General features: G+C 63.6%; 28 protein-coding genes and 2 pseudogenes. 14 read left to right on the forward strand and 16 right to left on the reverse strand.

What is annotated here, in order from left to right:
• Nucleotides 1-11: 11 nt before the first annotated feature.
• The 8 genes from BMZ21_RS12515 to BMZ21_RS12550 form a co-directional block, all read right to left on the reverse strand.
• On the reverse strand, nucleotides 12-1,784 hold the full coding sequence (locus BMZ21_RS12515) for a hypothetical protein (RefSeq protein WP_091834170.1): 1,773 nt from the start codon (nucleotides 1,782-1,784) through the stop codon (nucleotides 12-14).
• Between the two features lie 2 nt (nucleotides 1,785-1,786).
• The gene (locus tag BMZ21_RS12520; protein ID WP_091834173.1) at nucleotides 1,787-2,335 is read right to left on the reverse strand and encodes a hypothetical protein; all 549 of its coding nucleotides are present in this window, start codon (nucleotides 2,333-2,335) and stop codon (nucleotides 1,787-1,789) included.
• A gap of 109 nt (nucleotides 2,336-2,444) precedes the next feature.
• Nucleotides 2,445-3,035 (reverse strand): DUF4376 domain-containing protein, encoded by a 591-nt coding sequence (locus BMZ21_RS12525; RefSeq protein WP_244543819.1) that lies wholly within the window; start codon nucleotides 3,033-3,035, stop codon nucleotides 2,445-2,447.
• An 11-nt stretch (nucleotides 3,036-3,046) separates the two neighbouring features.
• On the reverse strand, nucleotides 3,047-3,961 hold the full coding sequence (locus BMZ21_RS12530; protein ID WP_091834176.1) for a hypothetical protein: 915 nt from the start codon (nucleotides 3,959-3,961) through the stop codon (nucleotides 3,047-3,049).
• Nucleotides 3,954-4,256: a hypothetical protein gene (locus tag BMZ21_RS12535; protein ID WP_091834179.1), complete on the reverse strand. Its 303-nt coding sequence runs from the start codon at nucleotides 4,254-4,256 to the stop codon at nucleotides 3,954-3,956. The genes BMZ21_RS12530 and BMZ21_RS12535 overlap by 8 nt, the downstream gene beginning before the upstream one ends.
• Nucleotides 4,257-4,281: 25 nt before the next feature.
• Nucleotides 4,282-4,734 (reverse strand): hypothetical protein, encoded by a 453-nt coding sequence (locus BMZ21_RS12540; protein WP_091834182.1) that lies wholly within the window; start codon nucleotides 4,732-4,734, stop codon nucleotides 4,282-4,284.
• 40 nt (nucleotides 4,735-4,774) lie between these two features.
• On the reverse strand, nucleotides 4,775-5,410 hold the full coding sequence (locus BMZ21_RS12545; protein ID WP_091834185.1) for a hypothetical protein: 636 nt from the start codon (nucleotides 5,408-5,410) through the stop codon (nucleotides 4,775-4,777).
• On the reverse strand, nucleotides 5,407-5,709 hold the full coding sequence (locus BMZ21_RS12550) for a hypothetical protein (RefSeq protein ID WP_091834188.1): 303 nt from the start codon (nucleotides 5,707-5,709) through the stop codon (nucleotides 5,407-5,409). The genes BMZ21_RS12545 and BMZ21_RS12550 overlap by 4 nt, the downstream gene beginning before the upstream one ends.
• A 303-nt stretch (nucleotides 5,710-6,012) precedes the next feature.
• Here BMZ21_RS12550 and BMZ21_RS12555 point away from each other — a divergent pair, with 303 nt between their 5' ends.
• Complete coding sequence (locus BMZ21_RS12555; protein ID WP_091834192.1) at nucleotides 6,013-6,672, forward strand: hypothetical protein; 660 nt, start codon at nucleotides 6,013-6,015, stop codon at nucleotides 6,670-6,672.
• A gap of 132 nt (nucleotides 6,673-6,804) precedes the next feature.
• Here BMZ21_RS12555 and BMZ21_RS12560 read toward each other — a convergent pair whose 3' ends face one another.
• The 6 genes from BMZ21_RS12560 to BMZ21_RS12590 all read right to left on the reverse strand — a co-directional run bounded on the left by BMZ21_RS12560 (nucleotide 6,805) and on the right by BMZ21_RS12590 (nucleotide 11,653).
• Nucleotides 6,805-7,335, reverse strand: coding sequence for a hypothetical protein (locus tag BMZ21_RS12560; protein WP_091834195.1), 531 nt, complete (start codon nucleotides 7,333-7,335; stop codon nucleotides 6,805-6,807).
• A 464-nt stretch (nucleotides 7,336-7,799) separates the two neighbouring features.
• A complete protein-coding gene (locus BMZ21_RS12570) occupies nucleotides 7,800-8,087 on the reverse strand; it encodes a hypothetical protein (protein ID WP_091834201.1) in 288 nt (95 codons plus the stop codon).
• Entirely contained in the window at nucleotides 8,084-9,097 is a 1,014-nt protein-coding gene (locus BMZ21_RS12575; RefSeq protein WP_143079696.1) for a hypothetical protein, read from the reverse strand. Before BMZ21_RS12575 ends, BMZ21_RS12570 begins: the two co-directional genes overlap by 4 nt.
• A 130-nt stretch (nucleotides 9,098-9,227) precedes the next feature.
• Complete coding sequence (locus tag BMZ21_RS12580; protein WP_091834207.1) at nucleotides 9,228-9,437, reverse strand: helix-turn-helix transcriptional regulator; 210 nt, start codon at nucleotides 9,435-9,437, stop codon at nucleotides 9,228-9,230.
• 72 nt (nucleotides 9,438-9,509) lie between these two features.
• On the reverse strand, nucleotides 9,510-10,304 hold the full coding sequence (locus BMZ21_RS12585; RefSeq protein ID WP_091834210.1) for a hypothetical protein: 795 nt from the start codon (nucleotides 10,302-10,304) through the stop codon (nucleotides 9,510-9,512).
• The gene (locus BMZ21_RS12590; protein ID WP_091834212.1) at nucleotides 10,301-11,653 is read right to left on the reverse strand and encodes a tyrosine-type recombinase/integrase; all 1,353 of its coding nucleotides are present in this window, start codon (nucleotides 11,651-11,653) and stop codon (nucleotides 10,301-10,303) included. The genes BMZ21_RS12585 and BMZ21_RS12590 overlap by 4 nt, the downstream gene beginning before the upstream one ends.
• 143 nt (nucleotides 11,654-11,796) lie before the next feature.
• Here BMZ21_RS12590 and BMZ21_RS31065 point away from each other — a divergent pair, with 143 nt between their 5' ends.
• The 9 genes and pseudogenes from BMZ21_RS31065 (at nucleotide 11,797) to BMZ21_RS12630 (ending at nucleotide 19,947) form a co-directional block, all read left to right on the forward strand.
• Complete coding sequence (locus tag BMZ21_RS31065) at nucleotides 11,797-12,846, forward strand: tyrosine-type recombinase/integrase (protein WP_342029031.1); 1,050 nt, start codon at nucleotides 11,797-11,799, stop codon at nucleotides 12,844-12,846.
• The gene (locus tag BMZ21_RS31070; RefSeq protein WP_342029032.1) at nucleotides 12,843-13,253 is read left to right on the forward strand and encodes a tyrosine-type recombinase/integrase; all 411 of its coding nucleotides are present in this window, start codon (nucleotides 12,843-12,845) and stop codon (nucleotides 13,251-13,253) included. The genes BMZ21_RS31065 and BMZ21_RS31070 overlap by 4 nt, the downstream gene beginning before the upstream one ends.
• A 184-nt stretch (nucleotides 13,254-13,437) precedes the next feature.
• On the forward strand, nucleotides 13,438-13,665 hold the full coding sequence (locus tag BMZ21_RS29915) for a helix-turn-helix domain-containing protein (RefSeq protein WP_208862266.1): 228 nt from the start codon (nucleotides 13,438-13,440) through the stop codon (nucleotides 13,663-13,665).
• Nucleotides 13,665-14,333, forward strand: a complete 669-nt coding sequence (locus BMZ21_RS12605; protein WP_091834218.1) for a hypothetical protein — start codon at nucleotides 13,665-13,667, stop codon at nucleotides 14,331-14,333. The genes BMZ21_RS29915 and BMZ21_RS12605 overlap by 1 nt, the downstream gene beginning before the upstream one ends.
• A 129-nt stretch (nucleotides 14,334-14,462) precedes the next feature.
• Nucleotides 14,463-14,663, forward strand: a pseudogene (locus BMZ21_RS12610) (integrase core domain-containing protein); the annotation flags it as partial.
• A 727-nt stretch (nucleotides 14,664-15,390) separates the two neighbouring features.
• Entirely contained in the window at nucleotides 15,391-16,299 is a 909-nt protein-coding gene (gene cysD / locus BMZ21_RS12620) for a sulfate adenylyltransferase subunit CysD (RefSeq protein ID WP_244543820.1), read from the forward strand.
• Nucleotides 16,299-18,155: an adenylyl-sulfate kinase gene (gene cysC / locus BMZ21_RS12625; RefSeq protein WP_091834225.1), complete on the forward strand. Its 1,857-nt coding sequence runs from the start codon at nucleotides 16,299-16,301 to the stop codon at nucleotides 18,153-18,155. The genes cysD and cysC overlap by 1 nt, the downstream gene beginning before the upstream one ends.
• Before the next feature lie 155 nt (nucleotides 18,156-18,310).
• Nucleotides 18,311-19,495 (forward strand): sulfotransferase, encoded by a 1,185-nt coding sequence (locus tag BMZ21_RS29920; protein ID WP_143079698.1) that lies wholly within the window; start codon nucleotides 18,311-18,313, stop codon nucleotides 19,493-19,495.
• Between the two features lie 179 nt (nucleotides 19,496-19,674).
• On the forward strand, nucleotides 19,675-19,947 hold the full coding sequence (locus tag BMZ21_RS12630; protein WP_425285434.1) for a hypothetical protein: 273 nt from the start codon (nucleotides 19,675-19,677) through the stop codon (nucleotides 19,945-19,947).
• Between the two features lie 9 nt (nucleotides 19,948-19,956).
• Here the strand turns inward: BMZ21_RS12630 and BMZ21_RS12635 are convergent, their stop codons facing one another.
• Together BMZ21_RS12635 and BMZ21_RS12640 are read right to left on the reverse strand one after the other, a co-directional pair.
• Nucleotides 19,957-20,598, reverse strand: coding sequence for an NrsF family protein (locus BMZ21_RS12635; protein ID WP_091834231.1), 642 nt, complete (start codon nucleotides 20,596-20,598; stop codon nucleotides 19,957-19,959).
• Between the two features lie 64 nt (nucleotides 20,599-20,662).
• Nucleotides 20,663-21,238 (reverse strand): sigma-70 family RNA polymerase sigma factor, encoded by a 576-nt coding sequence (locus BMZ21_RS12640; protein WP_342029033.1) that lies wholly within the window; start codon nucleotides 21,236-21,238, stop codon nucleotides 20,663-20,665.
• 148 nt (nucleotides 21,239-21,386) lie between these two features.
• On the opposite strand from BMZ21_RS12640, the gene BMZ21_RS12645 reads away from it, so the two are divergent.
• The 4 genes and pseudogenes from BMZ21_RS12645 to BMZ21_RS12660 form a co-directional block, all read left to right on the forward strand.
• Nucleotides 21,387-22,268 (forward strand): CE1 family esterase, encoded by an 882-nt coding sequence (locus tag BMZ21_RS12645; protein ID WP_167561620.1) that lies wholly within the window; start codon nucleotides 21,387-21,389, stop codon nucleotides 22,266-22,268.
• A 72-nt stretch (nucleotides 22,269-22,340) separates the two neighbouring features.
• On the forward strand, nucleotides 22,341-23,987 hold the full coding sequence (locus BMZ21_RS12650) for a thiamine pyrophosphate-binding protein (protein WP_208862267.1): 1,647 nt from the start codon (nucleotides 22,341-22,343) through the stop codon (nucleotides 23,985-23,987).
• On the forward strand, nucleotides 23,987-25,183 hold the full coding sequence (locus BMZ21_RS12655) for an OpgC family protein (protein ID WP_091834240.1): 1,197 nt from the start codon (nucleotides 23,987-23,989) through the stop codon (nucleotides 25,181-25,183). The genes BMZ21_RS12650 and BMZ21_RS12655 overlap by 1 nt, the downstream gene beginning before the upstream one ends.
• 70 nt (nucleotides 25,184-25,253) lie before the next feature.
• A pseudogene (locus tag BMZ21_RS12660) lies at nucleotides 25,254-25,610 on the forward strand (tetratricopeptide repeat protein); the annotation flags it as partial.

The raw sequence follows: 25,610 nt of genomic DNA on the forward strand, positions 1-25,610 counted from the left end.
GACGATGCAGGTCACGGCGATGCGGCTGACGCCGTCCCGGAGTTGGAGCCCTTCGCAGAGATAGCGCCAAGAACGCCGGCGCCCTGCGCTTTCAGCTTGCCGGCCGCCTGCTGGATGCTCTGATCAATCATCTGTTGCACTTTCCGTGCGGCCGTCTCGTCGAAGATGCCGTTGAAGGTGGCCGTCGCCGTCGCGGTCGCGGTCAAGTTCTGGTCGACCTTCGTTTGCGCCGCGGCGTTCTTCATCTTCGACGCGTTCATCTCAGGTGAGAGATCCGCCTTAATCTTCGGCACAGACTGGAGAAGCGACTTCAGCCCGTCCAGCCAACCCGGCGTCGGAGCGGGCATGGACATCGCGGGGGCGGTTGGAGCGCCAGGGCCCATACGAGCTGGCGCCGCCGCCAGCGCCACCGGGCGAGGGTTCCATTCTGGCAGCGCGCCGAGGGGCGAGGCCGAAGTATCTGCACGCTTCGGCGGCAGCGGCGCCTCGGTGGGCGTGCCATAGCGCTTACGGTCCTCTTCCATCTGGCGCTTGAAGAATTCGGACTGTGAGCGATTGCGAGCGGCCTGCGGGGTATCGGTCTGATCCAGGTCGTTCGTGGAACGCTCAGCTCGCATGCCTTCGGCACGCTTTGAAGCAGCCTCGTACGACTCGCGATCCCGCTTTTCCTTGGCATTCTCCGAGATCAAGCCGATCCGTTTCGCAAATCCGACGACGCTATCGAGAAACGTGTTGAGCGGTGGCAGAACCTCTGTAGCGATGGCGACGCCCAGTTCGGTGAAGCGCGTAGCTACGCCCTGAAGAACGGCATCGACCTTCAAGCCGGCTTCGACAGCCTGCTTGGCAACCTCCGCCTGCTGGCGTTCGCTCTCAGGGGACGTCGTCGGCGTGCGGGACGCCGTCTTCTCGTTGCGCTCCCGGATTTCCCGCATTGAAAGCTCGTCGAGCAAAGCCTTCAGTTTGCCTTCGATCCCAGTGTCGTCAGCGAGCTTGTCCGCCTTCCGCTCTTGCTCCAGCGCCTGCGCGCCGATCTTCCGCTTCTGCCTCGGGTTGGTGGTCGTCTCCTGCTTCTTGCGAAGCGCTTGGGCTTTCTCCTGGGCGGTTTTGTAGGCCTCGATCACGTCGAGCAGCAGCGCGGAGGAATCGCGCATCTTGCCGTCAGCGCCGATCGCAAGGCTGCTGTCGATGCCGAAGCCCTTGAGCTTCTTCTTGGCCTCCTCGCCTTCCTCGCCGCCCTTCTTGATAGCCTTGGTGAGCTCGTTCATCTTCTCCACCGCGGCCTGGGCGGACTTCTCCGCTTCGTCGCCGAGACCGAGGCCCTTGAAGATGTTGGTGACGGTTTCAAGGTTTCCGGCGGTCGTGCCGGCCGTCTTGGCCGTGAGCGCCATCTCGCGGCGGGCAAGCGCGGCCTTGGCTCCGATCGCCGCCAGGACACCAGCCAAAACGCCGCCGCCGGCAACCAACCCGGCGAACGCTGGGATCAAGCGCAGCGCGACCATCAGAACGCCGCGCAGCACGCTCATGGCTACGGAGCCTGCACGCTTCAATCCGCTCAAGGCAGTCGATAGCAGGAGCACACCACGGCTGCTCTTGCGCGACTCGTTCCCCAGCCGGCCGATCGCAACAGCGGTGACGCCGGCGGACGCGCCGGCCTGCTTCAGCGGGTTGGCCGACTTGATGACGTCGTCCTTGACGCCAGCGAAGGCCTTGGCGGCCGCCTTGAGCTTGGCCAGACCCTCGACTTCGAACCCAAGCCTTGTGGTCAATTCCTCAAGAATCGCCATCTTCAGCTCCTTCCGATTCCACGAATAGCGGCTGAGGCCGCAACGACAGGCGCATCGCTGATGCGGAAGCGGGCGGGCGGACCGCGATGCTTAGCGGCTTCCCATGCCTCATCGATCGCAATCATGCCGGTGCAGTCCTTGGGCGCCGTCTCCAGGGCGATGCCGGCCAGTACGACAGCCCAGCGCACGCCGCAGGTACATAGCAGGCAGAACGGCGTCTGTTTGATCAGCTCGGCCGCGGCGAAAGCTAAGTTGTTAGGCCTCACTCCGGGCAGCAAGTCCGCGAGCTTGGTCGTGATCTCTCGAGGGATATCGAGCGCCGCGGCGAGCTGCAGCACGGCGTCCGCATTGTCGCTGCCCCGCTCGCTCGAAACGATGACGAAGCCGGGGCTGCTGCAGCCCCGCACAACGATTGCTACCGCCTCCGGGTTCTGCACGCCGGCCGCCCTCGCCTCAGCGGAAGTCGGCGGCCGGAAGCGGAACGGCGAGGCGGGATGAGCTGCGAGCCAAAGGCGATCCTTTACCGTGAGAGGCAAGAGTTCCGGGTTCATTCGATCTCCGATCTGAGGATGGGGCCGGCGCTGAAGACGGACGCCGGCCCCTTGACCGGGGACCCTCTTCCCGGCCCCCTCAACGCGGTAGTGACCCCGCGCGAGCTCGTTATTCGAAAGCTGCATCGACCTCGGCTGTCGTGGTGATGGTCCCTGCGTCGATCGCGGCCTTGACCGCGGCGAAGGTGGCGAATGTCGCGTTGACGTGCGCCTGCACGTCGTCGCTGATTGCGATCATCGCTGTCGCGTCGATCGGATAGGTGTTCTGGTCCGATCCGTGCCAGATCGTCGACCACTCCGGGTCAAGCATCGCGGCAATTCGTGCGCCGGTGATCATCAGCTTGGAGCGGTCATCCGTTGCGACCGGGACGCCAGCGACAACAACGCCGCCAACTTCCTTCTGCCATCGCGTGGACGCCGCATAAGCCAGTAGCTCATCCTTCGCTCGGGCGGTCGGGTCATAGGCTGCCGCGGCAGCATCGAGCGCCGCCTGCGTCACGTTCCGGACGTAGAAGCGGCCCGCATCGATGATCATGTCGGACGGTCCGGCCGCGCTTCCGGCAGCCAGCGCCAGAGCGCGCGGATCGTCGAGGCCATCAATGGCGATCGAGGCCCAATCAGCCCAAGGGGGCGGCGGTGACACGACTGGAGCGGCCGCTTCCTCAACAATGAGGTCGTCCTCTGTGCTAGCTTCGTCCATGGCGCTCTCGCTCAATATGAGACGGAAAAGAAGGTGTTCTGGCGACGCAGCAGGTGGGGGCCGCCAGGATTGGTGAAGGCGAGGACCTGCGCATAATCGCCCGCAGCCATGGGATAGGGCGCGCCGGCACCGTTCGGGATAGTGAGGTCCGAGGCATTCGGCAGAAGCACATCGACCGGCAGGCCGGAGCCCTCCGCCGTCCCGTTCACGACGACGCGGCCTTTGCGATAGCCGACGCTGCTGGCCTCGAAACCGATGGAGAATGAGAAGACGGCGCGGTCGATGCCTGCGGGGCAGGTCAGGCGCGTAGGCTGGGCTGGATTATACCAGCCGAGCGGGTCAGTGCCGGCGGCGGGCGGCGCCCACTCGATCGCGGTTTCCACGCCATTCGTCGCATACTGAGCCGTGACACGACCCAGCAGCGTCACCGTCCGCTCGGTCTGAAGAACGAGCGAAAACAGACGCCAGCTGGTTCCGTCGAAGTACATCTCACGGATGTCGCCCGCCAGCAGGTCATTCTTGCGGAGCGCTGTGCCGTCCTGGCGCACGATCGGAAGGGTATTGAGCGTTGCCGCGCCCGTGTTGGTTGCAGCAATCTTCACCCGAATCGGCACGCCGATCATCTGAGCGTTGTTCGCGAAAGCCAGTCCGGGAGTGATGGTCAGGGCATTGGCGGAACCGCCCGCCACATAGTACTCGCCCCCGAACTGCCGAACCGCCCGGAAGACTTGCTCCATGTCCGCGTTGGACGGGGTCAAGCCCGCGCGGATCATGAGCGCGCCGAGCTCGGCGTAGTAGGCATTCATCATGCCGTTGAAGAGGTGGATGTCAGCCGGGCCGCAACCGAAGCCGTTTTCGACCTCGCTATTGGTCGGCATGCGCTTATCGGCGTTGAGATGCGCGAACCCCGGGGAAAAATCAGCCATGATCGGCTCCTGTTGCTGAGGTGCGCGACACGATTCCGGCGAAGCCATGGCCGAAGCCGAGGATGAGCGCTGCGCGTTCGGGGTTTGCCGCGGCAACTGCGCTGCAAGCGTCGAAAGCCGCACGAAGCAGCCGCGCGCGTTCTCGGGGCTCGTCGCATTCGCTGTAAGCCGCCTGGGCTTCCGCTGCATCGCGGATCAACCGGGACATTTCCGGGTCTTTGCGACAGTCCTCACCGAAGGCAGCGAAATACCGGCCCTCGATCTGCGGACGAAGGTCCGGTCCATAGTGCGGCATTGCGCCCTCCAATAGCGTGAGCTCGTCAGGCGTTCCGCCAGGCGTTGAGGCTGTCGACGTAGCCCTGATAGGCGACGTTCTCCTGCGCCTTGCCGTCGACGTAGCCGTCGACCCATTGGCCGAACTTGCCGGCCACCCTCGCGGCGTGAGCCTGCTGCTCCCTGCTATGCGACTTGGCGATGTAGCCGCCGCCATCCGTGTAGACCCAGGAACCATCGGGGCGCTGGAGCGCTCCGGTGCCATCCTGGAAACTGACCCGCACGCAGCCGCCGACGGTGTCGGTCGTCATAGCGTCGCCGATGCCGATCTTGCCGCCGTATGGCTGTCCGTCGTTGACGATCGACGGGCTCGGGTAGCCGTCCATCATCACGAGGGGAACACGAACGGTCATCACTCGCTCACCGTCCTTGGCCTTGTAGCCGTGAGGTTCAGTGCGGCGACGCCCGTGCGCGTCTTCGATCTCGATCTGCTTGCTCATCAATAAATCCTCTGTTCAGCGGCATCCGCGGGAGGGGTGATCACCATGACTTCAGCCCCTTCATCTGCTCGGTCCACAGGTACCGTTTCCATGGGTCGTTCTCGAATTTCGGGAGGCGCGCGGAGGCGAATGACGCAACCGGACCAGTGGGAAGATGGAAACTTGGGAGATCGCGCGCCTCCATCTCGACGTCACCGCGTAGGGGGTCTTCGCCGTCGGGGATTTCCACGCCGGGCTCATGCCGATATCGCTCGATCGTCTGGATCAGTTCGAGCATCTCGGCCGTCAGCTTCGGCCAGCGGTCCCGCAGGCGCTCGATGAAGGCGGCGCGCTCGTCGCGGTACTTCTCATAGGCTGGCATGATCGCCGCCCGGTGCTCGGCCGCCCTGACAGTCGGCAACACTTCGTCGAGACTGGCCATCGCCGCCTCAAGCCTACGCCCTTCGTGGGCGAAGTCGGCCGCGCTGTTCCTGGCCTGGCGAGCCTCGGAAACGCTGGCCCCCGGGTCGAGGGACTGCTTCATGCAGTCGCCTTCCGCCTCCGCCATGCCGCTGCGCAGCTGCTGCGCTTCATCCCAGAGCGCCTGTAGGCTGGCTGCCGTCACGCTCGGGTCGCGCACCGCGTCGGCGACGCGCTCGAGCAGCGCATCGGGGCGGGCTGCATCGGCCTCGGTCATCGGCTCATCTCCTTCAATGCGCGCTCGGCTTCTCGCGCCGCGTCCTGGAAGCGGAGCAGATCGGAAGCGCTCAGTTCGTCCTGGAGGTATGAGGCGCGCGCCTTCTCAGCGGCGAGGGCGAGCTCAGCGGTATCGGCCACCGCCTTGCGCAGCGCCGGTGTCGCCTGCTCCTCGCCACCGATCAGGGCGAAGAGGCGACGCTCATGATCGAGGAGCCGGCGGCCGACCTGGTTGCGCCGATCGCGCTTGACGATCGGCTTGCTCTGGAGTGGCGCGTCGGGGTGGATCAGTGCGAGCATTGCGGCGCCTGCTGTGAGGCCGAATTCGTCGTTTTGACACCCCGGTGGTTACCCGGGCCTGCCCTCGTCCGTTCGAGGGGGCGATCGGTTTCGGCAATTTCTCTGCAAATACCGCGCGAATCAGGCGCTCTGTCAAATCAGGAGCACCTGTCTATATGACAGAAGGCTACAAAGAGTGACACAGAATGGCGCTGATCAAATAATCCCCAACCTGGGATTGGTGCTGTTTGCGAATCACCCCCAATTGATGCTCTGCGGCGAGGGCGGCCGACCGCTCAGCGAATTGCTTTGGGAGCACATGGCATGGGGGAATTCTGGAACTCGCTTACCCAAGGACAAGGCACTGTCATCTCGGGATTTTTGACATTGCTAGCTGCCATTACAGGCGTGCTGATTGGCTCCTGGCTATTCGGGAGCCGCGTAAAGGATCTCAAAAGCGCGGTGGACGCGTCAGACCAGCTTCTCCGTAAGCACGGCTCTGAGGTCGACGCCACCCTCGCTGCGATCCGCGACAAGATCTCGGAAATGCAAAAGAGCTTCGCAACGACGTCCGAGCAGCTCAACGATCTCCGCGGCTCCGTAGCAGACCTAGAGGCGGCGAGCTCTCCCGAGACAGTCACTGAGCCAGTGCAGGCTGGGACGGAAGAGCAACCCTCACCTCGTGAACAAATTCGGCAAGGATGGCTGACTGTCCGAGACGCTTTGGAGCACATCGCGGCTCGCCCTCAAATCGATGGGAGAACGCGCGCGCGATATGCGCGTATTGATCGGCGTCGCTACCCCCAACTGGTTGAGGCCCTTGCAGCTGATGGCCTTCTCGCAGCAAACGCAGATGCGTTCTGGGAGGCATCCGCTTTATGGCAGGCCTACCGAGGCGGGCGGAGCGAGCCGACAGCACGCGAAATCACTCGCATGTCCGAGTTGGCGGCAATAGCGGCGGCGACCGCCGCGCGCACAGACTAGCCAGTCGCCGCGTCGGGCTGCTGACCCCAAGTTCATCTCATGTCTGCGGCGCCAGCCGTTGGCCGGCTGCAAATCCACTTGGAGAGGAAGCCCATGCCCGAATACGCGGCTCGTTATGGCTACGCACCGCCTTCACACTCGCAGACGTTCGAGCAGATGGCGAAGCCCGAGTGGCAGCCGGCGCCTCCGGATGAAGGACCACCCATTCCCGGTGAGATCACGCTGCCTGCGCTGGTCGGGACCTTCGATGATCTCGCTACCGCCAGGAAGCACCTTGTCGACGCGTCCAAGTCGATCGGCGGGCGGCTTTCCGACCTTTACATTTTCGAGAGGCGCGGCGGCGAATGGATCCTTGTGGAGCCGGCCTAAGTCAGCCTTGCCCTTCGCTGGCTGCGCGCTCCGACGCGCACACTCGGCCGCGACCCTCTCGGAGAGGTCCTCGCGGATCTGATTGCCGATGTTACTCAGCAGCGCGGCGTCTTCCGTAGTGACGCGCTGGTGCCGCTGCAGCTCGGTCCAAGCATCCACCGTGGTATCGTCGAGCAGGGCGGCAACGATGATCCCGCTCTCCAGCGAGCCGGCGCCGAGATGGCGAAGGATCTCGATCCTGGACATTGCCAGGGAAAGGCGATCCGGTGCTTGGCCGTCATCAATTGTCATCATCTCAATTCCTCATTGCCGGCTAGTCGACGGCTTTTTAAGGTTGCACGCTTTGCACGGGCGGCGTCACAGGTCGCCCAGGTCATCGCCACCCTCTGGGATGGAGCTGAGCCTCGAGAGAATTTCGAGCGCCCGGGCCTCCTGGAGACCTCTTCGCGATCGGCAAGGTGCTGGCTGGGTAGTGTCGACATCGGACCCTGTATTGCCCAACCCGGCCTTGGCCGCGGCGCGGTTTCGCCTGCGGGCCCGCCGCTGAGCTCGGTCTTCGGCTCTCGCCAAGCTCATCGGCGTCTCGCGCAGGTAGAGATCGAAACCCTCAAGTTCTTTCTCGGCCCTGAGAGCTACGATTTGTCGTCCACGGTCGTCGTAGCCGGTCCAGACCGCTCGACCGCTGGCAAGCGTGACGCGCCGGATGCGGGCCACCAGCACGCCTAGATGTGACGAGCCTAAGGCCCCGGTCGTCATGCTTACGCTCGCCGAAGCTGATCGAACGGGAGGATCGGAGCAGGCGGCAGAGCGCCGGCAGCGCGGCTTTGCTCGCGGTAATAGGCCGCCCGTTCTGATTGGAGCAGTCGCCGATATCGACGCCACCGCTCGTCCTCGAAATTGACGATTTGGGCAGATGGTCCGGGGTGCAGCATGGCAGGTGCCGGCTTGGCCGGTACATCTTGCTGCTTGAGGCGCTTCCGGCGGCGCGCTTCGCGCCGCGCCGCGTTACGCTCATTGCGATCGGCCCAGTCGAAGAGATCTTTCATGATGCTACCTCGAGGAGCTTGCGAGCCTGGATGGCATGGAACTCGAGCTCGATCCTGAGATCACCTGCGAGCGTCCCGTTTCGAACTGCATCCGCCCAGCGACGGACATGGTCTGGATCGATGCTCTCCGCGACTCGGCTGCCAATGGCGCGGTCCCCGCGCCCGAGCAACATCAGGACCGTCGTCTCAGCGCGTGGGTCGGGCCGTTGAACGGCCGCCCCCGGCGACGTTGAGGCGGTGTCGGTGAGACTGTCGTGTCGGACTACTTCTATGTTCCTACGGAACGAGCGCGACACGGGAGTCTCACTCTGGACTGCGTAAGTCTGCGACACGTCAGTCTCATCCTTCGGCCGTGTGTAAGTGCGCGACACGGGAGTCTCACTCGGCAACAGCCCTTTCGCCTTGCGCCGATGGTACGTCGCTTTCGACATCCCGAGCTCTTCCCAGTGCCTGGGAGCCGGTGCCTTCGCAGCACTGCGATCGAGGGCCGGCAGGCCGGCATCGGCCCGCCGCTTGTCGGTCGCCCGCTGTCGGCGAAGTCGGTCGTTGGTCCGCTTCCAATCCGCCATGCGCGCTGCGCGGTCCTCTGGCGCCTCATCCACTGCTTCGATCGTGCGTATGTCGAGATTGGTCCGCTCGTCTCTGCCGAGATCAAGAAGCCTGCCGGCCTCGACGTCGGTCATGATGAACGGATGCTCTGCGCTTCTGGCATCACCAACGCCGGCGACGATCTCGCTGATATCGCGCTCGGTCAGGTCGAGGCTGCAACGATCGAGGAACTCGCCGGCAGTCGCAAACTGCAGGCCAGGATGGCGGGTCCCGTCTCGCAGGCGCATGCCTTCCAGAGCAGCCAGCGCGTGCGCGGCGACAGCGAGAGCTCTGACCGGGTCAGTGTATCCGCCTGCCTGGTGACGCCAATGAGCCAGGCACTCGATCTCTTTCAGGCGCCTGAGCGGCCGCCCGAAGTAGCCGGGAAGAGCACCCCTGCGCTTACCATGAGCGGACGCCACGATGCTGCCCTCCCGCTTGAGAAGCTGTGCCGGGCGCGTTATGTTGGGACCAGATCAGCCAGCCAGCAGATCCATTCCGAGCCCGCGCGCCGTCTCCAGCGGCCGCGGGCTTTTTCGTGGGCGCCACAGCTCAGGCCGCAGCCCGAGCGCCGAGTTCGGCGCCGACGATCTTCTTCTCCCAGGCGAGCAGATCGTCCTCGGCGAAGAACAGGCGGCCTTCGCGGCTGACTGCCTTCGGGAAGCCCTCGCGCTTCATGTAGCGATAGAGCGTGCGCAGAACGATGCCGTGGCGCTCGCAGACCTGGCGCGAGCTGAGATAGTTCCGTCCGGCAAATTGCATAAGTGACCTCCAAGTCATCGGTTGATGACGAAGACGGTCACACTGATCGCGCAGCTCAAATAGCGGGTGCGATTATTTTTCTGGAATCGATTGGGGGGACCGATTCACTGTCCGCAGAGTGCCCGGCCCTTGCCAGACAGCTCGAATTCCCGGATCCAGCCTGCTCATGGCCGCGTCCCAAGCCCGCCGAATCCCGCCCTTGGTCAGACCGATTTCTTCTAACTGGACCAACAGCGAGGCGAGCGAGACGGTCTTCGCGTCTGGTGAAGCCAAAGCTCGCGCTACTATCCAATCCCGCAAGGCGTCTTCGGATGCCATCCTATGAATGCGCGCCGCGGCCGCGCAAGTTGGCGAGCCCATTGGCGCAGCAACGAGAATGTGAACGGAGAAAATTGTCCCTGAGGTCGTGTCGATTGTCCCTTTGCCGAAGTCGATGAGACCTGAATGCCAGTCCGGCAGAGCATCGAGCGGGATCGCTAGAGCAGGCGCCCACGGCTCGCCTGGCCGGCCCAACAAGGTGGCCTCACCTGCCTCCAGCAACCGGACCAGCGCTGCCACAGCAGCAACCCAGGCGCGGTCGTCGCCAGACCAATGCGGTTCGGGCTCTTCCTCCTGAAAATCCCAGCGCCCGGGCTCGAAGTCAGTCTCGGTGGCAAAGTCTTCGCGGTCATCGCGACGCCAGTCGCTCCTACCGTTGATCGTCCACCGTCTGCCCCAGCTATCCTTATCGAGCCAAATCTCTCTGCCTTCGTCTAGCAGCGTGGCGTCAGGCCCCAATGCCTCTACAGCGGCGCTGGTAATACTCGGCGCTGCGAACATCAGGCGCTGGATAGGAATGGCGTCGGGTGGGAGACGGTTCGGAGTCATCCAAGCGCCCTCATCGGCACAACCACATCCGTCTCGGGCTTGTCGGCGACGATCCAGGCGACATGGGCCGCCCAGGCCTCCAGCGCGCGCCGCTTCGGCTCTCTGAGCTTCGCATGGTTGTAGCGGCGCTCGTCGCCCTTCCGGACGTGGTTGAGGATGGCCTCGACGACGTGTGGCGCGACCTCGAGCTCGTCGTTCATCAGCGTATCGGCAGTTCGCCGGAGGTCGTGGAGAGTAAAGCTAGGCAACTCGACGCTAGCAGGATTCTCCCCTCGTTGGGCCGCCTCCTTCCGCAGCAGCTTGAGCATCTCTTCGTCAAGTTTCGCCTTCGCCTTCGACCAGCCGCTGATCGGCGTCTCGCCGGTCGTGGTGAAAATCAGCTTTGCCTTGCTGTCGACCTTTGGCAGTGCGGCTAGGATCTCGCGGACCGTCGGGGCGAGCGGTATCTCGTGCTCCTTTCCGTTCTTCGCCCTCTCGCCTGGCAGCGTCCACATAAGGCCGTCACGAGACAGCTCCGGCCGGCGCAGGCCGCCAACCTCGTCCCGTCGTTGCGCTGTCAGCAGCATCAGCTTGATCGAGGCACCGAACAGCTCTCCGAGCTCGTCGCACGCCTTCCAGAGGATCCTGATCTCGTCGTGCGATAGCACCCGATCGCGCGCGGTTTCCTTCTGCGGCTTCGAAACGCTGGCCGAGGGATCCACGGGCAGGCGAGCCGTGTTGGCCTTCAGCCAACTGAAGCAGCCCTTCAGCGCTGCGAGCGTGCGGTTCGCCGCGATCGGCGCGCCGCGGCGCCGGATGCCATGGATGAAGTCGCGGACATCGTCGGTCGTAATGGAGGAGATCAGGCGGCCAGACCACTCGTCAGCAGCGCCCTTCGGTATAGTGACGAAGGCGAGAGGATTGTCGCGGTCCTCGGGCTTTGCGGGGTCGACGCGCAGGCCGAGCATCCGTGCCGTCTCCCGCCATTGGCGCTGGTGGCTCTTCGCATACTCATCGAGGTAGCGCCGGGCCTCACCGGCGAATGTGCCGGCGTCGGCAACGTGAGCCTCTTTAAGCGCTCGCTTGCGGCGCTTCTCGCCGAGCCCGGGGTCTTCACCGCGTTGCCTCAGGCGATCGAACTCTTGAGCCTTCTCGCGGGCCTCTGTGAGCGAGAAAGCAGGATAGGGGCCAATCGTGAGCTTGGCCGTCTTCCCGTGAAGTCGATAACGATAGGCCCAGCTCTTTTTACCGCTTGGCGCGGGCTGGATCACGAGATGAAGGCCGGCCGCGCCAGCATCAGCGACCTCGATCCGCTTTGCCGGGTCGGGCTTGGCGGCCTTGACTGCCGCGTCAGTGAGCCTCTTTGCCATGACAGCCCTGGGTATGCTTGAGGGTAACGGACCGCTTCGACAGTGTATGTCATATGGCTACCGCTGACACCCTATGATTTATATCATAAGCGGCCAAAAATCCTAGCGAAAATGCGACACGGCTTGTCATGTTGTGACATGCCGTGCCATACGGGGCCATCTGTTTCGTAATGAGGGGGTCGGGGGTTCGAATCCCTCTTGCGGCACCAGGCACCCTTACCGACATCGCCGTCCGCTTTCGAAAAGCCCGATTTATCGGGCTTTTCATTGCGTTGACGTTCGGCACATTCCGCCGCGATCCGCTGGCCTCCCACGAAAATCTTGGTATCGTTCTTGGCATCGCCGGTTTCTTGGTATTGGCGATACCAAGAGGCGATCCGGAATGGCTCTTTCCGATGCTCGGTTGCGGGCGATCAAACCGATCGAGAAGACTCAAAAAAATTAGCGACGGCGGGAGCCTCTTTCTCTTCGTACCGCCGAACGGATCGAAGCTCTGGCGCTTCTCCTGCACCTTCGCCGGGAAGCAGAAGACCCTCGCGATCGGCGCCTATCCGGCGATCAGCCTCGCCGAGGCCAGAGCCGCGCGCGATGCGGCGAAGGTCCTCCTTAGCAAGGGCGTCGATCCGGGCGAGCAGAAGAAGCTCGATGCGATCAGCGCCGCGCTGGCGCGGGCCACGACATTCGAGGTCGTCGCGGCTGAGCTGCTGGACAAGAAGAAGCGCGAGGGTAGGACGGAGCGGACCGCCGAGAAGCTGCGATGGCTCTACGACCTCGCGAAGGCGCATATCGGGACCCGACCGATCGGCGAGATCACCGCGCTGGAAATCCTCGTCGCGCTGCGCGCTGTCGAGACCCGCGGCCAGCTCGAAACCGCCAAGCGGCTCCGCGCCGTCATCGGCGAGGTCTTCCGCTACGGCGTCGCAACAGGCCGCGCGATGACCGATCCGACCTTCGCCCTTCGCGGCGCGCTGACCGCGCCCAAGGTGAAGCACCGCGCTGCCATCATCGATCCCAAGGCCTTCGGCGGCCTGCTGCGCGCCATCGACGGCTTCTCCGGCCAGCCGACCACCAAGGCGGCGTTGCAGCTCATGGCCCTCCTCTTTCCCCGGCCCGCGCGTTGCGCTTCGCCGAGTGGGCTGAGTTCGATCTCGACGCAGCGGTCTGGACCGTCCCCGCCGCCCGGACGAAGATGAGGCGGGAGCATAAGGTTCCGCTGCCGGCACAGGCCGTCGCGATCCTCCGTGACCTCCATCGGATTACCGGCCGCGGCAAGCTTGTCCTACCCGGCTACGGCATCTCGGGCGGCGACGGGCGCAAGATCGAGCCCAAGCCGATCAGCGAGAACACCATCAACGGCGCGCTGCGCCGGATGGGCTTCGGCCAGGACGAGATGTCGGCGCACGGCTTCCGGCCCAGCTCCTCGACCATGCTCAACGAGAGCGGCCAGTTCGCCCCCGATGCGATCGAGGCCGCCCTTGCTCATCAGGACACCAATGCGGTTCGGCGCGCCTACGCCCGCGGCCAGCTCTGGGAAGAGCGCTTCCGGATGGCGGCATGGTGGGCGGATGAACTGGATCGGCTTCGAAAGGCGCCGGCCTAAGAAAAACGCGAGCGAAGCCGTTGCCATTCGGCCCGGTGGTTCCCAACTCATCCTGAGCCGGCCGCGACATACCGCGGCCCGCTTTTCCCCGGCCGCCGATCTCGGCAGCTGGGGCCGAGCCGACAGGGAAGCCTCTCTGGGTGGAAACCTCGGGCCTCACGGCCCGTTTCCCCGCGAGGCATCTATGAACCAGCCCCTTGGTAATCTGAATACGATCGAGCAGGCGCGCGCCCGGCTCGGTGGCATCGGCAACACGACCGTCTACGATTGGATCAAGACCGGTCGGCTCCGGGCGATCAAGCTCGGCGCCCGGACCTTCATCACGGACGCCGAGATCGATCGCCTGCTCGCCGACGCTGTCGCTGCGGCCGAGAAGACCGCCGCCGCCCGTCGCGATCGAGGGGCTGCGTGATGGCGAAGAAAACGTCGCGGCTCTCAAAGGCGGCCATTCGCCGCGTGGAAGCATTCAATGTCTGGCGTGCTAAGCGCGTCTGGCGCATGGCGGATCGGTTCTACAAGAGTGATACCGAGGAGGAGTTGATCGCGGTCTGCCAGGAGGGCGATCGTGAACTTGCGTCCGAAGCCCTTTGGGCTGCGGTGCGCTGGCGCCTAACCGAGGCGAAGCGCAATCAGGAAGCGGCTGAAGATCACTGGAGCCAGGCGACTTTTCTGTCTGGCTGTCATCGGCATCTTCCCCGGTGCACCGAAGCCGATCTTTCGCCCGACCGATTGCAGGCACTGTTCGCGGAGGAGGCGGCGCATCCGAAATCGCGCTACGACCCGAACGAGTTGGCCGCGATCTACGCAGAGAAGGAAAGGTATCTCGATTGGATGCGCCTCTTGCACATGTCGCCGGATCAGCGAGCGGATCGAGCCGCGGACGCAATCTTGAACCTTGCTCATAGCCGGGCCAATGCGGACCTCCTATATGATCGCGTCGCCAAAGGCATTCCGAAGGCCGATCGAGCCAAGAGCCGAGCTGCGATCGAGACGGTCCATGCGCTGCTCGGTCAGCTTCTGGAGCGCTTCGGCGGCCCTGCTACTCGCACTTCGGAACCGCTTCCGGGAACCGGAGAATGAGTGCTCCGGCCTCTCTCGCCGCTTATCCGGCTAGCCGGATAAGGCGTCGCTCCAATCGCGCCGAGGTGGAAGCCCGGCGCGAGGCCCTCATGCGTATCATCGTGTTGCAGCAACCGATGATGGTCCGCCAAGTCTTCTAACGGCCGCCTGCGGGACGAGTGCCTCAACGAGCACGCCTTCTCCTCGCTTGCCGAGGCGCGGCGGATCATCGAGGCTTGGCGGATCGACTACAACACCGTCAGATCCCAGACGAGCCTCGGCGGCCTATCACCCTCGACGTTCGCCAGCCGGTCCCCCACGGACCAAAACCCAGCCGGACCTAACTTATGACCGGCAGGAAAATGGGGAGCACGTCAGCACCACTCCCATTTTCAGAGACGTTCGCAGCCGCGCCGAAAGGGCGGTTTTTCGTTGCTTTTTGCGATATTTCCCGCGGGCGCGTGTGTTGGCAGTCGAGTGTGTTGGTCGACTTTCGGTGGCTGGAGCATGCTATACTGACAGGGCGTATCCTGTGTTTCAGAGCTATTTTGCGCATTCATCTCGCGAAACGATAAGGAGCAGGTCCCCAAGCTTTTGCCAGGTGGCTGCGATGATTCTGGCCTGTGCACTGCGCATCCAATGTCTGAGCCTGGCGAAGAGCTGCTCGACCGGGTTGAGGTCGGAGCGATGAGCGGCAGGAAGAGCATGGGAGCGCCAGCGTTGCGGATCGCACGGCGAGCGGCCTTGCCCTTGTGGCCTACCGAGATTGTCGAGGATGACGCTGTCGCCCTTCGCGAGGGGTGGGACGAGCACGTGCTCGATATGGAGCGCGAGAAGCTCGTCGTTTACGTATGGTAATGTCACGCATCCTGAACACTAGAAAATTTTCGAGCGAAGTGGACGCCGGCTTGCGCGAAGAAGACACGGTAAAGTGAAAGCCTAGAGCGATTCCAGGGTTCGGGGGATTGCAAAATTGCTCTAGACAACGAATACGTGTGTATCTAACGTACAAACTCGCATGCATTGCGATGCGATGGAGCTGCGCATGGTCTCAGTGGTTTGATACAGGATCGAGGTTATGAGTGCTGCGGAGATGCCACCGTATCTGCGTCAATTGGAAAGTGAGGCGATCGAAATTATACGTGAGTGTTACGCGCAAAGCAGGTCAACTGTTCTGTTATATTCTATCGGAAAAGATTCGATGGTCCTTCTCCATTTGTGCCTAAGAGCATTTGTTGGACGAATTCCTTTTCCATTTTTGCACGTTGATACGACATGGAAATTTCGCGAGATGATCGCATTTCGCGATGAGGTCGCGCAGAAGCACTCGATCGATCTGCGTGTTCATACAAATACTGAAGCAATCGCTCGCGGGATCGATCCATTCACCGCGACTTCGGCGAGCTATACGCACGCCATGAAGACCGAGGGGCTGCGTCGAGCGCTGGATGCCGGCGGCTTCGACGCCGTGATTGGAGGCGCGAGGCGCGACGAGGAAAAAAGCCGCGCCAAGGAGCGGATCTTCAGTTTTCGCACCCGAGGCCATGGTTGGGACCCGCGTCGGCAAAGACCGGAATTATGGAATCTCTACAATGCGCGGGTGAACCCTGGCGAAAGTGTGCGGGTATTCCCGCTCTCGAACTGGACCGAACTCGACGTCTGGACCTATATCCAATGTCTGCAGATACCTGTCGTCGATCTGTATTTCGCGCGCCCACGGCCTGTCGTGGTAAGGTCTGGCGCGTTGATCGTCGTCGATGACGACCGGTTCGCGCTCAGGCCAGGCGAGCGGCCGACGCAGCGGGTCGTCAGATTCCGGACATTGGGTTGCTATCCCCTGACCGGGGCCGTCGATTCCACGGCGGCGACCGTCAACGAGATTGTCGATGAATTGCGGGGTTCGCGGTCTTCTGAGCGCCAAGGACGGCTGATCGACTACGACGAACCATCAGCCATGGAACGCAAGAAGCGCGAGGGCTACTTCTGATGATCGCGTATAGCGAGGGAGAGGCCAAGCCTCAGTCGGTTTTGTCTGTGCTCACCTGCGGCTCGGTGGATGACGGCAAGTCGACATTGCTCGGGCGGCTTTTTCTCGACACCGGAGCAATCTTACCTGACCAAATGCGGGAACTGAGTTCCGGCATTGCAGGCGATGTAATCGATGTCAGTCGGCTGTTCGACGGGCTAGAAGCGGAGCGCGAGCAGGGCATAACGATCGATGTGAGCTATCGCCGCTTCGCTACGCCACATCGCATTTTTCGGTTGCTCGACGCGCCAGGCCACGAGCAATACACCCGCAACATGGCAACTGCGGCCTCCGGCGCGAGCGCTGCTCTTCTTCTCGTCGATGTTCGCAAAGGTATTGGACCTCAAACGATCCGGCATGCCGCAATCTGTGATCTATTCGGGGTCGAGGAGCTTGTGCTCGTCGTTAACAAAATGGACCTCGTCGAGTGGTCGGAAATGCCTTTCAGGCGTCTCGTTTCCGACTTCAGGACTAAATTCGAGGGCAGAATCCAATTCCGGTCATTTTCGGCAATTCCTGTGTCGGCGTTGACGGGCGACAACGTCGTCAATGCGTCGCTACGGATGCCTTGGTGGCGCGGCCGGTCGCTGCTTTCGCATCTGGAACAGGTCGCTCCAGCGGCCGGCCGCGCGGAGCAGGCATTTCGGATGCCAGTACAACTGGTAGAGAAGCTATCGGGATCTCGTCACTATCTTGGCACCGTCGGATCCGGCACGGTTCGGACAGGTGAGGTTGTGAATCTGCTGCCATCGGGGCGGCAGGTTGCGATCAAGACAGTGTCGGGGCCAAATGGACCGATCGATAAGGCGACGTCGGGCGACGCTATCGTATTGGAGCTCGAAGATGAGCTCGATCTGCAGCGGGGAGATGTCATCACTTCGATCGAGAGGCCGGCTACCTGCGCACGAGCGATCAGGGCGCGAATAGTGTGGTTTGGCGAAGCGCCTCTCATTCCGGAACGGATCTATTTCCTGCGCATCGGAACGCAATTGTCGACTGGCGCGATCACGCGAATCAATCATCGGATAGATCTTGCATCCGGAGAGCGGGTCGCAGCGCGAAGCTTGTCTCAGAACGAAATAGCCGATTGCGATGTCACGACGGCTTCAGAAATCGTCTTCGATTCTTTCAGAAATAATCCCACGCTGGGCTCCTTCATTATTATCGACCGGGCCACATACGACACCGTCGGCGCGGGAGTTATCGATGGCCAATTGTCTCGTGCAGGCAATCTATTTTCGCCGGATTTTGGGATAGACAAAAACAAGCGCGCCATCTTGAAGGCGCACTCGCCGGCCGTCGTGTGGCTGACGGGCTTGTCCGGGTCTGGGAAGTCAACCATTGCCAACGAGGTCGAAAAGCTGCTTTGGGCGGCCAATTGCCACACGATCCTGCTGGATGGCGACAATTTACGTCAGGGATTGAACCGCGATCTGAGCTTCACGGATGCCGATCGCGTCGAGAACATCCGCCGCATCGGCGAGGTTTCGAAATTGATGCTCGACGCTGGGCTTATCGTGATCTGCTCGTTCATATCGCCGTTCGGCGCAGAACGGCGAATGGTTCGTGAACTGGTCGATGACAATGAGTTTATCGAGGTCTTCGTGAAGACGCCTTTGGACATCTGCATCGAGCGCGATCCGAAGGGCCTTTATGCGCGTGCGCTGGCTGGCCAGATCGAATCGTTTACCGGCTTAACTTCGGCCTATGAAGAGCCTACCCAGCCAGACCTTGTGCTCGACACGGTCGCCAATGATGCTGTCTCCCTCGCCAATACTATCGTCGGCGAACTGAAGCGGAGAGGTATTGTGGCATGAGGGTCGCTGTATCTTGATTAGAACTTTTTCGAGCGAAGCGGACGCCAGTTTTCGTGAAGAAAACGCGATAGAACAAACATGTAGAGCGATTCCGTGATCCGGGGAATGGCGGAATTGCGCTAGATGACGCCGACGCATTTCGAGATGGGGCAATCATGAGGGAATTCTGGTCGCGGTTGCGTCGTTTTCCACGCAATCTGCTTTCGATTGGGGTCGACATATCCCGGCTCGACCAAAAGTTGGATGGCATCCGTCTGAGCCTGGCCGACCTATCCCGGCTCGATAAAGAGCTGGACAGCATCCGCCTGAGCCTGGACGATGTTCACGCACATCTGGTGCATGCAGCATCCGGTCGAGCAGCCGATCGAGAGCAGTTGGATGCTGTTGGAAGTATGTTGACCACGCATTCGGTCACAATCTCAGAGAAGATAGAAAAATTACGTGCTATAATTGCGGGAGAGGATGAAGAATATTCTTCCGTTGAAATCAACCGCAAGCCGGACCGGAGAGTATTTCTGGAAAAGATATCCGCGTTATTCCTCGTCGGGCATGCACGTTCTGGAACGACTGTCTTGAATGACGCGCTCAATATGTCCCCTGATATTTGGATGTTCGGAGAGGCTAATTTTCATTATTCGGGAGAACGAAGGGATTTTCAGTCATGGTACAATGAGATGCACCAGCATCTATTCGGTAATCCATTTACTAAAACGACTCATTGCCCGAAGTTGCTGGATCGCGGGGCGACAGGCGAGGATTATCTCGCTAAGCTTTCGAATTACTATCGCTTTGTTGGAGATGGCGTCGCGTTTCGCGACGAAACACTTGGTTATTCGTTCGACAGATTTATGGAATATCAGCAGCGTTACTTTTTTGGAGCGCACTACATTTGCCTATTGCGCTCTCCGAGAGCTACGCTTAGCTCGGCGATCAAGATGTGGCCGGATGATGATGTGGCGCTTTATGTTAGGTCTTATTTAAGGACGCTTTTATTGTGCGTTGACATATCAAGGATATTCCCAAATTGTAAGATTGTTATACATGAAAATATTACGGAAAGAACCTTTGAGGTGCTCAGTGAATATTTGAATGCGGATTTATCGAATTCTTTCCATCTTTATAGCAAGGACCGTCAGAAGAAAACCGGTGATAGTTGGAGTGAAACCGGATTATCACTTGAACATCAGAGATTGCTCGATGAGGCCTGGCAACGTCTATTTACCTATTATGATGTCGAGAATCTCAGCCTTCGAAATGACCGAGATACTTTGCAGGGTTGGCAGCAGGAGCTGCGCGAGACGCTGCGCAAGCTGGGGGCAGGGCTCGTATCCAGCAATTGACGCTTTGCCGGTCCGTTCCATGCCGACTCACACCCAATTCCCGTTGAATACGGCTCTAGGGCGGATATGCGATCGGCCTCACTTTCGAGTCGAACGCCTATGCCTATGTCGCCGGCGGCCAGCGCCAGATCTCGCTGCTCTACCCGGCCGCAGGCACGTTCTCGACGCCGGAATTCCGGGTGCTGGTCAAGGGCGCGCCGGCCGGCGCCGCCACCAGGGCCGCCAATGACTTGGTGCTGTCGAAGGAGGCCCAGACCGCATTGCTGGAGAATGCCTTCCACCGGCCGAGCCGCAGCGATATAGACATGTCCAAGCATGTCGAACTGCCGGCGATCGAGAGCGTCGAGGTCTTCGCGATCGACGAGGACGCCGCTTCCAAGCGCGACGAGTTCCTCAAGCGCCGGCAGTCCTACGCTACCGTGCGAAGTCGCTCGCCTTCCGGTTGCGACTGAGCTCTTCGTCTACCAGCGCAGGAGCCGCGGGAAGATCAGCGCGCCGATCACGGTGACCGCCGCGATCGCGATCGTGTACCAGGTCGCCAGGAACGGCGCCGTGTCGTCCGGGCAATGCAGCGCATAGGCCACGACGGAGAGTCCGGCCGCGGCCAGGCCGGCGCAAAGCCCGGTCAAGGTCGTATCGACCGGTGCACCGCGCCGGGCCAGCCAGAACAGCGCGACGAGCGGGACGAGCGCGTAGAGCGGCACGTTGAACAGGCAGCTGCGCCAGTAGCGCCCGAAGATGAGCGCCTGCCACTGCTCGACCGGCGCGAGCGCCAGCGTCAGCACGGCCCAGGCTGCGACCAGTGCGACCGGGATCGCCACCAGCGGCAGCAGGCGCTTCGGCTTCAGCCCGGGCCTGAGGCTGCGCTGAAACAAGGTGAGCGCGATGACGGCGATGCTGGCGCCGAACAGAACCTTGGCGATGACCGGCGTGGTGACCATCACGCCCGCGAGATTGCGCCGGACGCCGATAGTGAAACCGAGCAGCGCCACCGTCAGCACGAGAGCGGCAAGCGCGGCGAGCCAGGTAGCCCGGCGCAGCCAGCCGGTGTCCACCGGGCGGTGGCCCGCGGTCATCACCGCGATCAGCTCATCGGTCTGCATGATTCTCTGGTCCGTTCGGCAGGAAATTCGCTCGGGATCGTCGAAAGGTTACACACGGCCTCGTTCATCCCGGCCGCTCCCCGCGCCGGGAGAGGAACCTGGCCATGGCCTGCAGGCCGCGATGGATGGCGACCTTGGCCGCCGTCTCGGTCATGCCTGCGGCGCGGGCGGCTTCGGCCACGCTCGCCCCCTGGAGCTTGACCTTGTCGATCAGGGCGCGCGTGCGCCCCGGCAGGGCCGCCATGGCGCGCTCCAGATCGAGCCTCGCCTCTGACGCCGCATCATCGGCCGGCCCGGCGAGCTGATAGGCCTCGTCGTCGAGCGGCAGGTTGGCGACATGACGACCGGAGCGGCGCAGATGATCGACGAGCTTGTAGCGCGCGATCGCGTGCGCCCAGGCGGTGACCGGGCTCGTGGCATCGTAAGTGTGGCGCGACAGATGCAGCGCCAGCAGCGTTTCCTGCAGCACGTCCTCGGCCTCGCTCGCCTCGCTGCGGCCGGCGCGCGCCAGCATCTGCCTGAGATAGCCGCGCAGTCGCACGCTGATCGTATCGAGGAATAGGCGATAGGCCGCGGCATCGCCGGCAAGGGCCGCTAGGAAGATCGGCCGGAGCTGGGTTTCGAGCTCTTGCAGCGACACGTCTTGCGTTTCTCGCACGGGGACAAACTGCCTGTCCGTCGCATGGCGGGGACGGGCTCACAAGCCTGCGAGCGGCCGATGAAGCGCTTGCGCTGGTCCGTTACGCTCGCGCGAGGGCATGCCGGCCCTTGTTCACGGAGGGACGCAGATGGGCAAGAGGCGATGGCTCGCAGGCGCACTGGCCTGCTTCGTCATCGCGGCGCCCGCCGCCGGGGAGCCCGGCCTGCCGCAATCCGGCGAGGCCTGTCCGACGCCGACAGGCTGTATCGTGGCGACCGGCAGCTATCGCATCGTCCTGCCGCCGCCGGCAGCCAGCGAGCGGCGGGTCGGGGCGATCATGTATTTCCACGGCTATCAGGGCTCGGCCGAGGAGGTGATCGCCGATCCCGGCCTGCTAGCGGTCGCCCGGCGCCTCGGCGTCGCCCTGATCGCGCCCGATGGGAGCGGCCGCACCTGGTCCTATCCCGGCTCGCCCGCCCGCAACCGCGACGAGTTCGCCTTCGTGGGCCAGGTGCTGGACGATGTCGCGGCGCGCTTTCCGGTCGATTCCCGTCGTATCCTCGCGAGTGGGTTCTCGCAGGGCGGCTCGATGGTCTGGTATCTCGCCTGCCGGATGCCGGCGCGCTTTGCCGCCTTCGCGCCGATCGCCGGTGCCTTCTGGGAGCCCTTGCCGGAACGCTGCGATGGTCCGCGCCCGCCGCTGATCCACGTCCACGGTACGAGCGATGCGACGGTGCCGCTCGCCGGCCGCGCGCTGCGCTCCGGAGCGCGGCAGGGCGATGTCTTCAAGAGCTTCGCGATCATAGCACCGGGCGGCTGCACCGCGGCCTTGGCCGAAACCGCTCGCGCCGCGTCCGAGAGCGAGGGGCTCGCCTGCCGCATCGCGCGCGGCTGCGACGGCAAGGCCAGGTTGGAGCTATGCCTGCATGCCGGCGGCCATGAGGCCGATCCGGCCTGGGTCGAGCGCGCCTGGCGGCTGGCGATGCCGGCCGAGCCGCCAGATTCCGCCATCAAGCTCACGTCTCCGTGATCCTGTAACCAAACCGGCCTTCCGCGCGATCTTTCTCGCATGACCGCCGCGGCGGCAAAGCGGAGAGAGACGATGCGCCATGAACGGATAGCGGCGGAGCCGGCGGGCACCGGCCTCGGGCAACCCGTCACGGGCGCCGATCTCGTGGCCGCTCAATTGGCTGCTGCCGGCGCCACCCATGCCTTCGGTATCCCCGGCGGCGAGGTGCTGGCGCTGGTAGATGCGCTCGGGCGCGCCGGCATCCGTTTCGAGCTCGCCCGGCACGAGAATGCCGCCGGCTTCATGGCCGAAGGGCTCTGGCATGCGACCGGCGCGCTGCCCGTGCTGGTCGCGACGCTCGGCCCCGGCGTCGCCAATGCGGTCAACGTCGTCGCCAATGCGCAGCAGGATCGGGTGCCGCTGATCTTCGTGACCGGCTGCGTCGATCAGGCCCTGGCCGAAAGCTACACGCACCAGGTCTTCGATCATCAGGCCCTGCTGCGCCCGCTGGTCAAGGCGAGCTTCCGCGCCGCTCCCGGCACCGAGGATCTCGTGGTCGCCAAGGCCGTCGCCATCGCCCGGCGCGGCCGGCCGGGGCCGGTCCATATCGACCTGCCGATCTCCATCGCCGAGGCCCGCACTGCCTGGCGTACAGCGCCCGCGATCACGCTTGCCGCCCCATTGGTCCCCGCCGATCTGCGGCCGGCGCAGGCGCTGATCGCCGCGGCAAAGCGGCCTCTGGTCATCGCCGGGCTCGACCTCGGCGACCAAGGCGGCGCAGTCGCGCTCGATCGCTTCCTGGCCGCGACCGGCGCGCCGCTGCTCACCACCTACAAGGCCAAGGGGCTGGTGCCGGAGGCTGATCCGCGCGTGATCGGCGCCGTCGGTCTCTCGCCGAAGGCCGATGCGATCGTGCGACCGCTGATCGAGGCGGCCGACCTGATCGTGCTCGCCGGGTATGATCCGATCGAGATGCGCCAGGGCTGGCGCAATCCCTGGCCGGCCGGCAAGCCGGTCATCGACATCGTCGCCGAGCCGCTCCAGCACGGCATGCACGAGTCGAGCCTCATGCTGGAGGGGGCCGTCGGCATGATCCTGACGCGGCTTGCGGACGAGCTTCCGCAAAAGGCGACCTGGCCGGGGGGCGAGCCAGCCGCGATCCGCGAAGCCTTCCATGTCGCCTTTGCCGCTCCCGGCGAATGGGGTCCGCACACCGTCTTCGAAACCCTGCGCGAGGTCGCTCCGGCCGGCACCGTCGCGACCGCCGATTCCGGCGCCCATCGCATCCTGTTCAGCCAGATCTGGCGCTGCGACGGGCCGCGAACCCTTCTGCAATCGAGCGGGCTTTGCACCATGGGCTGTGCCCTGCCGCTCGCCACGGGCGCGGCGCTGGGCTCCGGCCGCCCGACCCTATGCTTGGTCGGCGATGCCGGGCTTGAGATGGTGCTCGGCGAGCTGGCGACCTTGCGAGACCTGCAACTGCCGGTGATCGTCGTCGTGCTCGTCGATCAGGCCCTCGGGCTGATCGCACTGAAGCAGCGCCAGCTTGGTCTGCCACGCGCCGGCGTCGATATCGGCGAGACCGATTTCGCCGCCGTCGCCCGGGCGATGGGCGGCTACGGCGTGATCATCGATGATCGCGAGACCCTTGCGCATGAGGTTGAGGCCGCCTTCCGCCGCAAGGGCTTCACGCTGCTGGCCTGCCGCATCGAGGCCGGCAGCTATGATGGGGCGTTCTGATGACGGTGCTCCCCGCCACGCCGACGAAGCGGCCCCGCGACGAGCGGCTCGATTTCTTCCGTGGCCTGACCATGCTGATCATCTTCGTCGCGCATCTGCCGGCGAACAGCTGGAATGCCTGGATTCCGGCGCGTTTCGGCTTCTCCTCGGGGGCGGAGCTCTTCGTGTTCTGCTCGGGCCTCGCCAGTGCGCTCGCCTTCGGCGGCGTCTTCATCCGGCGCGGCCTTTGGCTGGGCACGGCTCGCATCGCCTACCGGATCTGGCAGGTCTACTGGGCGCAGATCGGCCTTGTTCTGGCACTGATAGCGCTTGCCGCTCTGCTCGACCGGAGCTTCGGCCTATCCGTCCTCGCGCAGCAGTTCGCGCCGCTTCTCGCCGATCCGGAACGCGCCCTGCTCGGCATTGCCACTCTCACCTGGCAGCCGGATTATCTCGACATCCTGCCGATGTATCTCGTCATCCTGGCGCTGGTTCCGGTGATGATGCTGGGCCGCCGCCTGCACGGCGCAGTGCCTTTCCTGATCGCGATCGGGTTCTACGCCGCGGTGTGGAGTTGGGGGCTCAACCTGTCCGGCAACCCCTGGAACGGGGCCGGCTGGTTTCTCAACCCCTTCGGCTGGCAGCTGATCTTCTTCATCGGCTTCTTCATCGGCATGAACTGGCTGCCGGTGCCGCGGCTCCGTGACCGGCGCCTCATGATAGCGGCTGCGCTGTTCGCCCTCGTCTCGGTGCCGGTGTCGTTCTGGGGCATCCTCGAGCACTGGCCACTGGCGCAGACGGCCCACGATCTCATCATCCCCGCCAACGAGAAGACCGACCTGCACATCCTGCGGGTGCTGCACTTCCTGGCGCTCGCCTATCTCGTTCTGAGCCTGATCGAGCCCTGGCGGGATCGGCTCGATCGCGGTGTCGGCCACCTCCTCATCCTGATCGGTCGGCAATCGCTCGCAGCTTTCCTCGCCAGCGTGGTGCTGGCGCGGCTGCTGGGCACCGTCGCCGACATGGCCGGGCGCAGCGAGCCGGTGGTGGCGCTGCTCAACCTCGCCGGCTTCGCGCTGATCCTCGCCGTCGCTGTCGTCGTCGGCTGGTTCAAGAGCGCGCCCTGGTCCGGGCCGAGGCCGAAGCCCGCGGCGGAGCGGCAGCAGGAATCGGCCGCGGCGGTCCCGCCGACAACACGGGTCCGTGAAGCGAATTGAACGGCGCTTGATCGACCCGCTGCGAACTCCCTGAAGAGCGCCCCTTTGCGGCGCGGCAATGGAGCAGCCCATGTCCTACGCCTTGCATCACGATCTCTCGGGCGACCGCATCACCGTCGCGAACGATGCCGCGCGCCTCGCCTGGAACGATACGCTCGAAGCGCTGCTCGCCCATGCCGCCGCCACGCCCGATCATCTCGCCCGCACGCTGGCCGCCGATCCCGACTTCGTCCTGGCCCATGCCGCCAAGGGGCTGATGCTGCTCTCGCTGGCGCGGGCCGAATTGGCCGCTCCGGCCCGCGATTGCCTGGCGAAGGCGCGTGCGGCAGCGCGCTTGCGGCTGGTGACACGGCGCGAGGCGATGGTGGTCGAGGCGCTGGCGCTCTGGCTCGACGGCGCCCCGCGTCGCGCGGCGGAACGGCTGGAG

Origin of the sequence: Allobosea lupini (genome assembly GCF_900109525.1) — a bacterium.
Lineage (GTDB): Bacteria > Pseudomonadota > Alphaproteobacteria > Rhizobiales > Beijerinckiaceae > Allobosea > Allobosea lupini.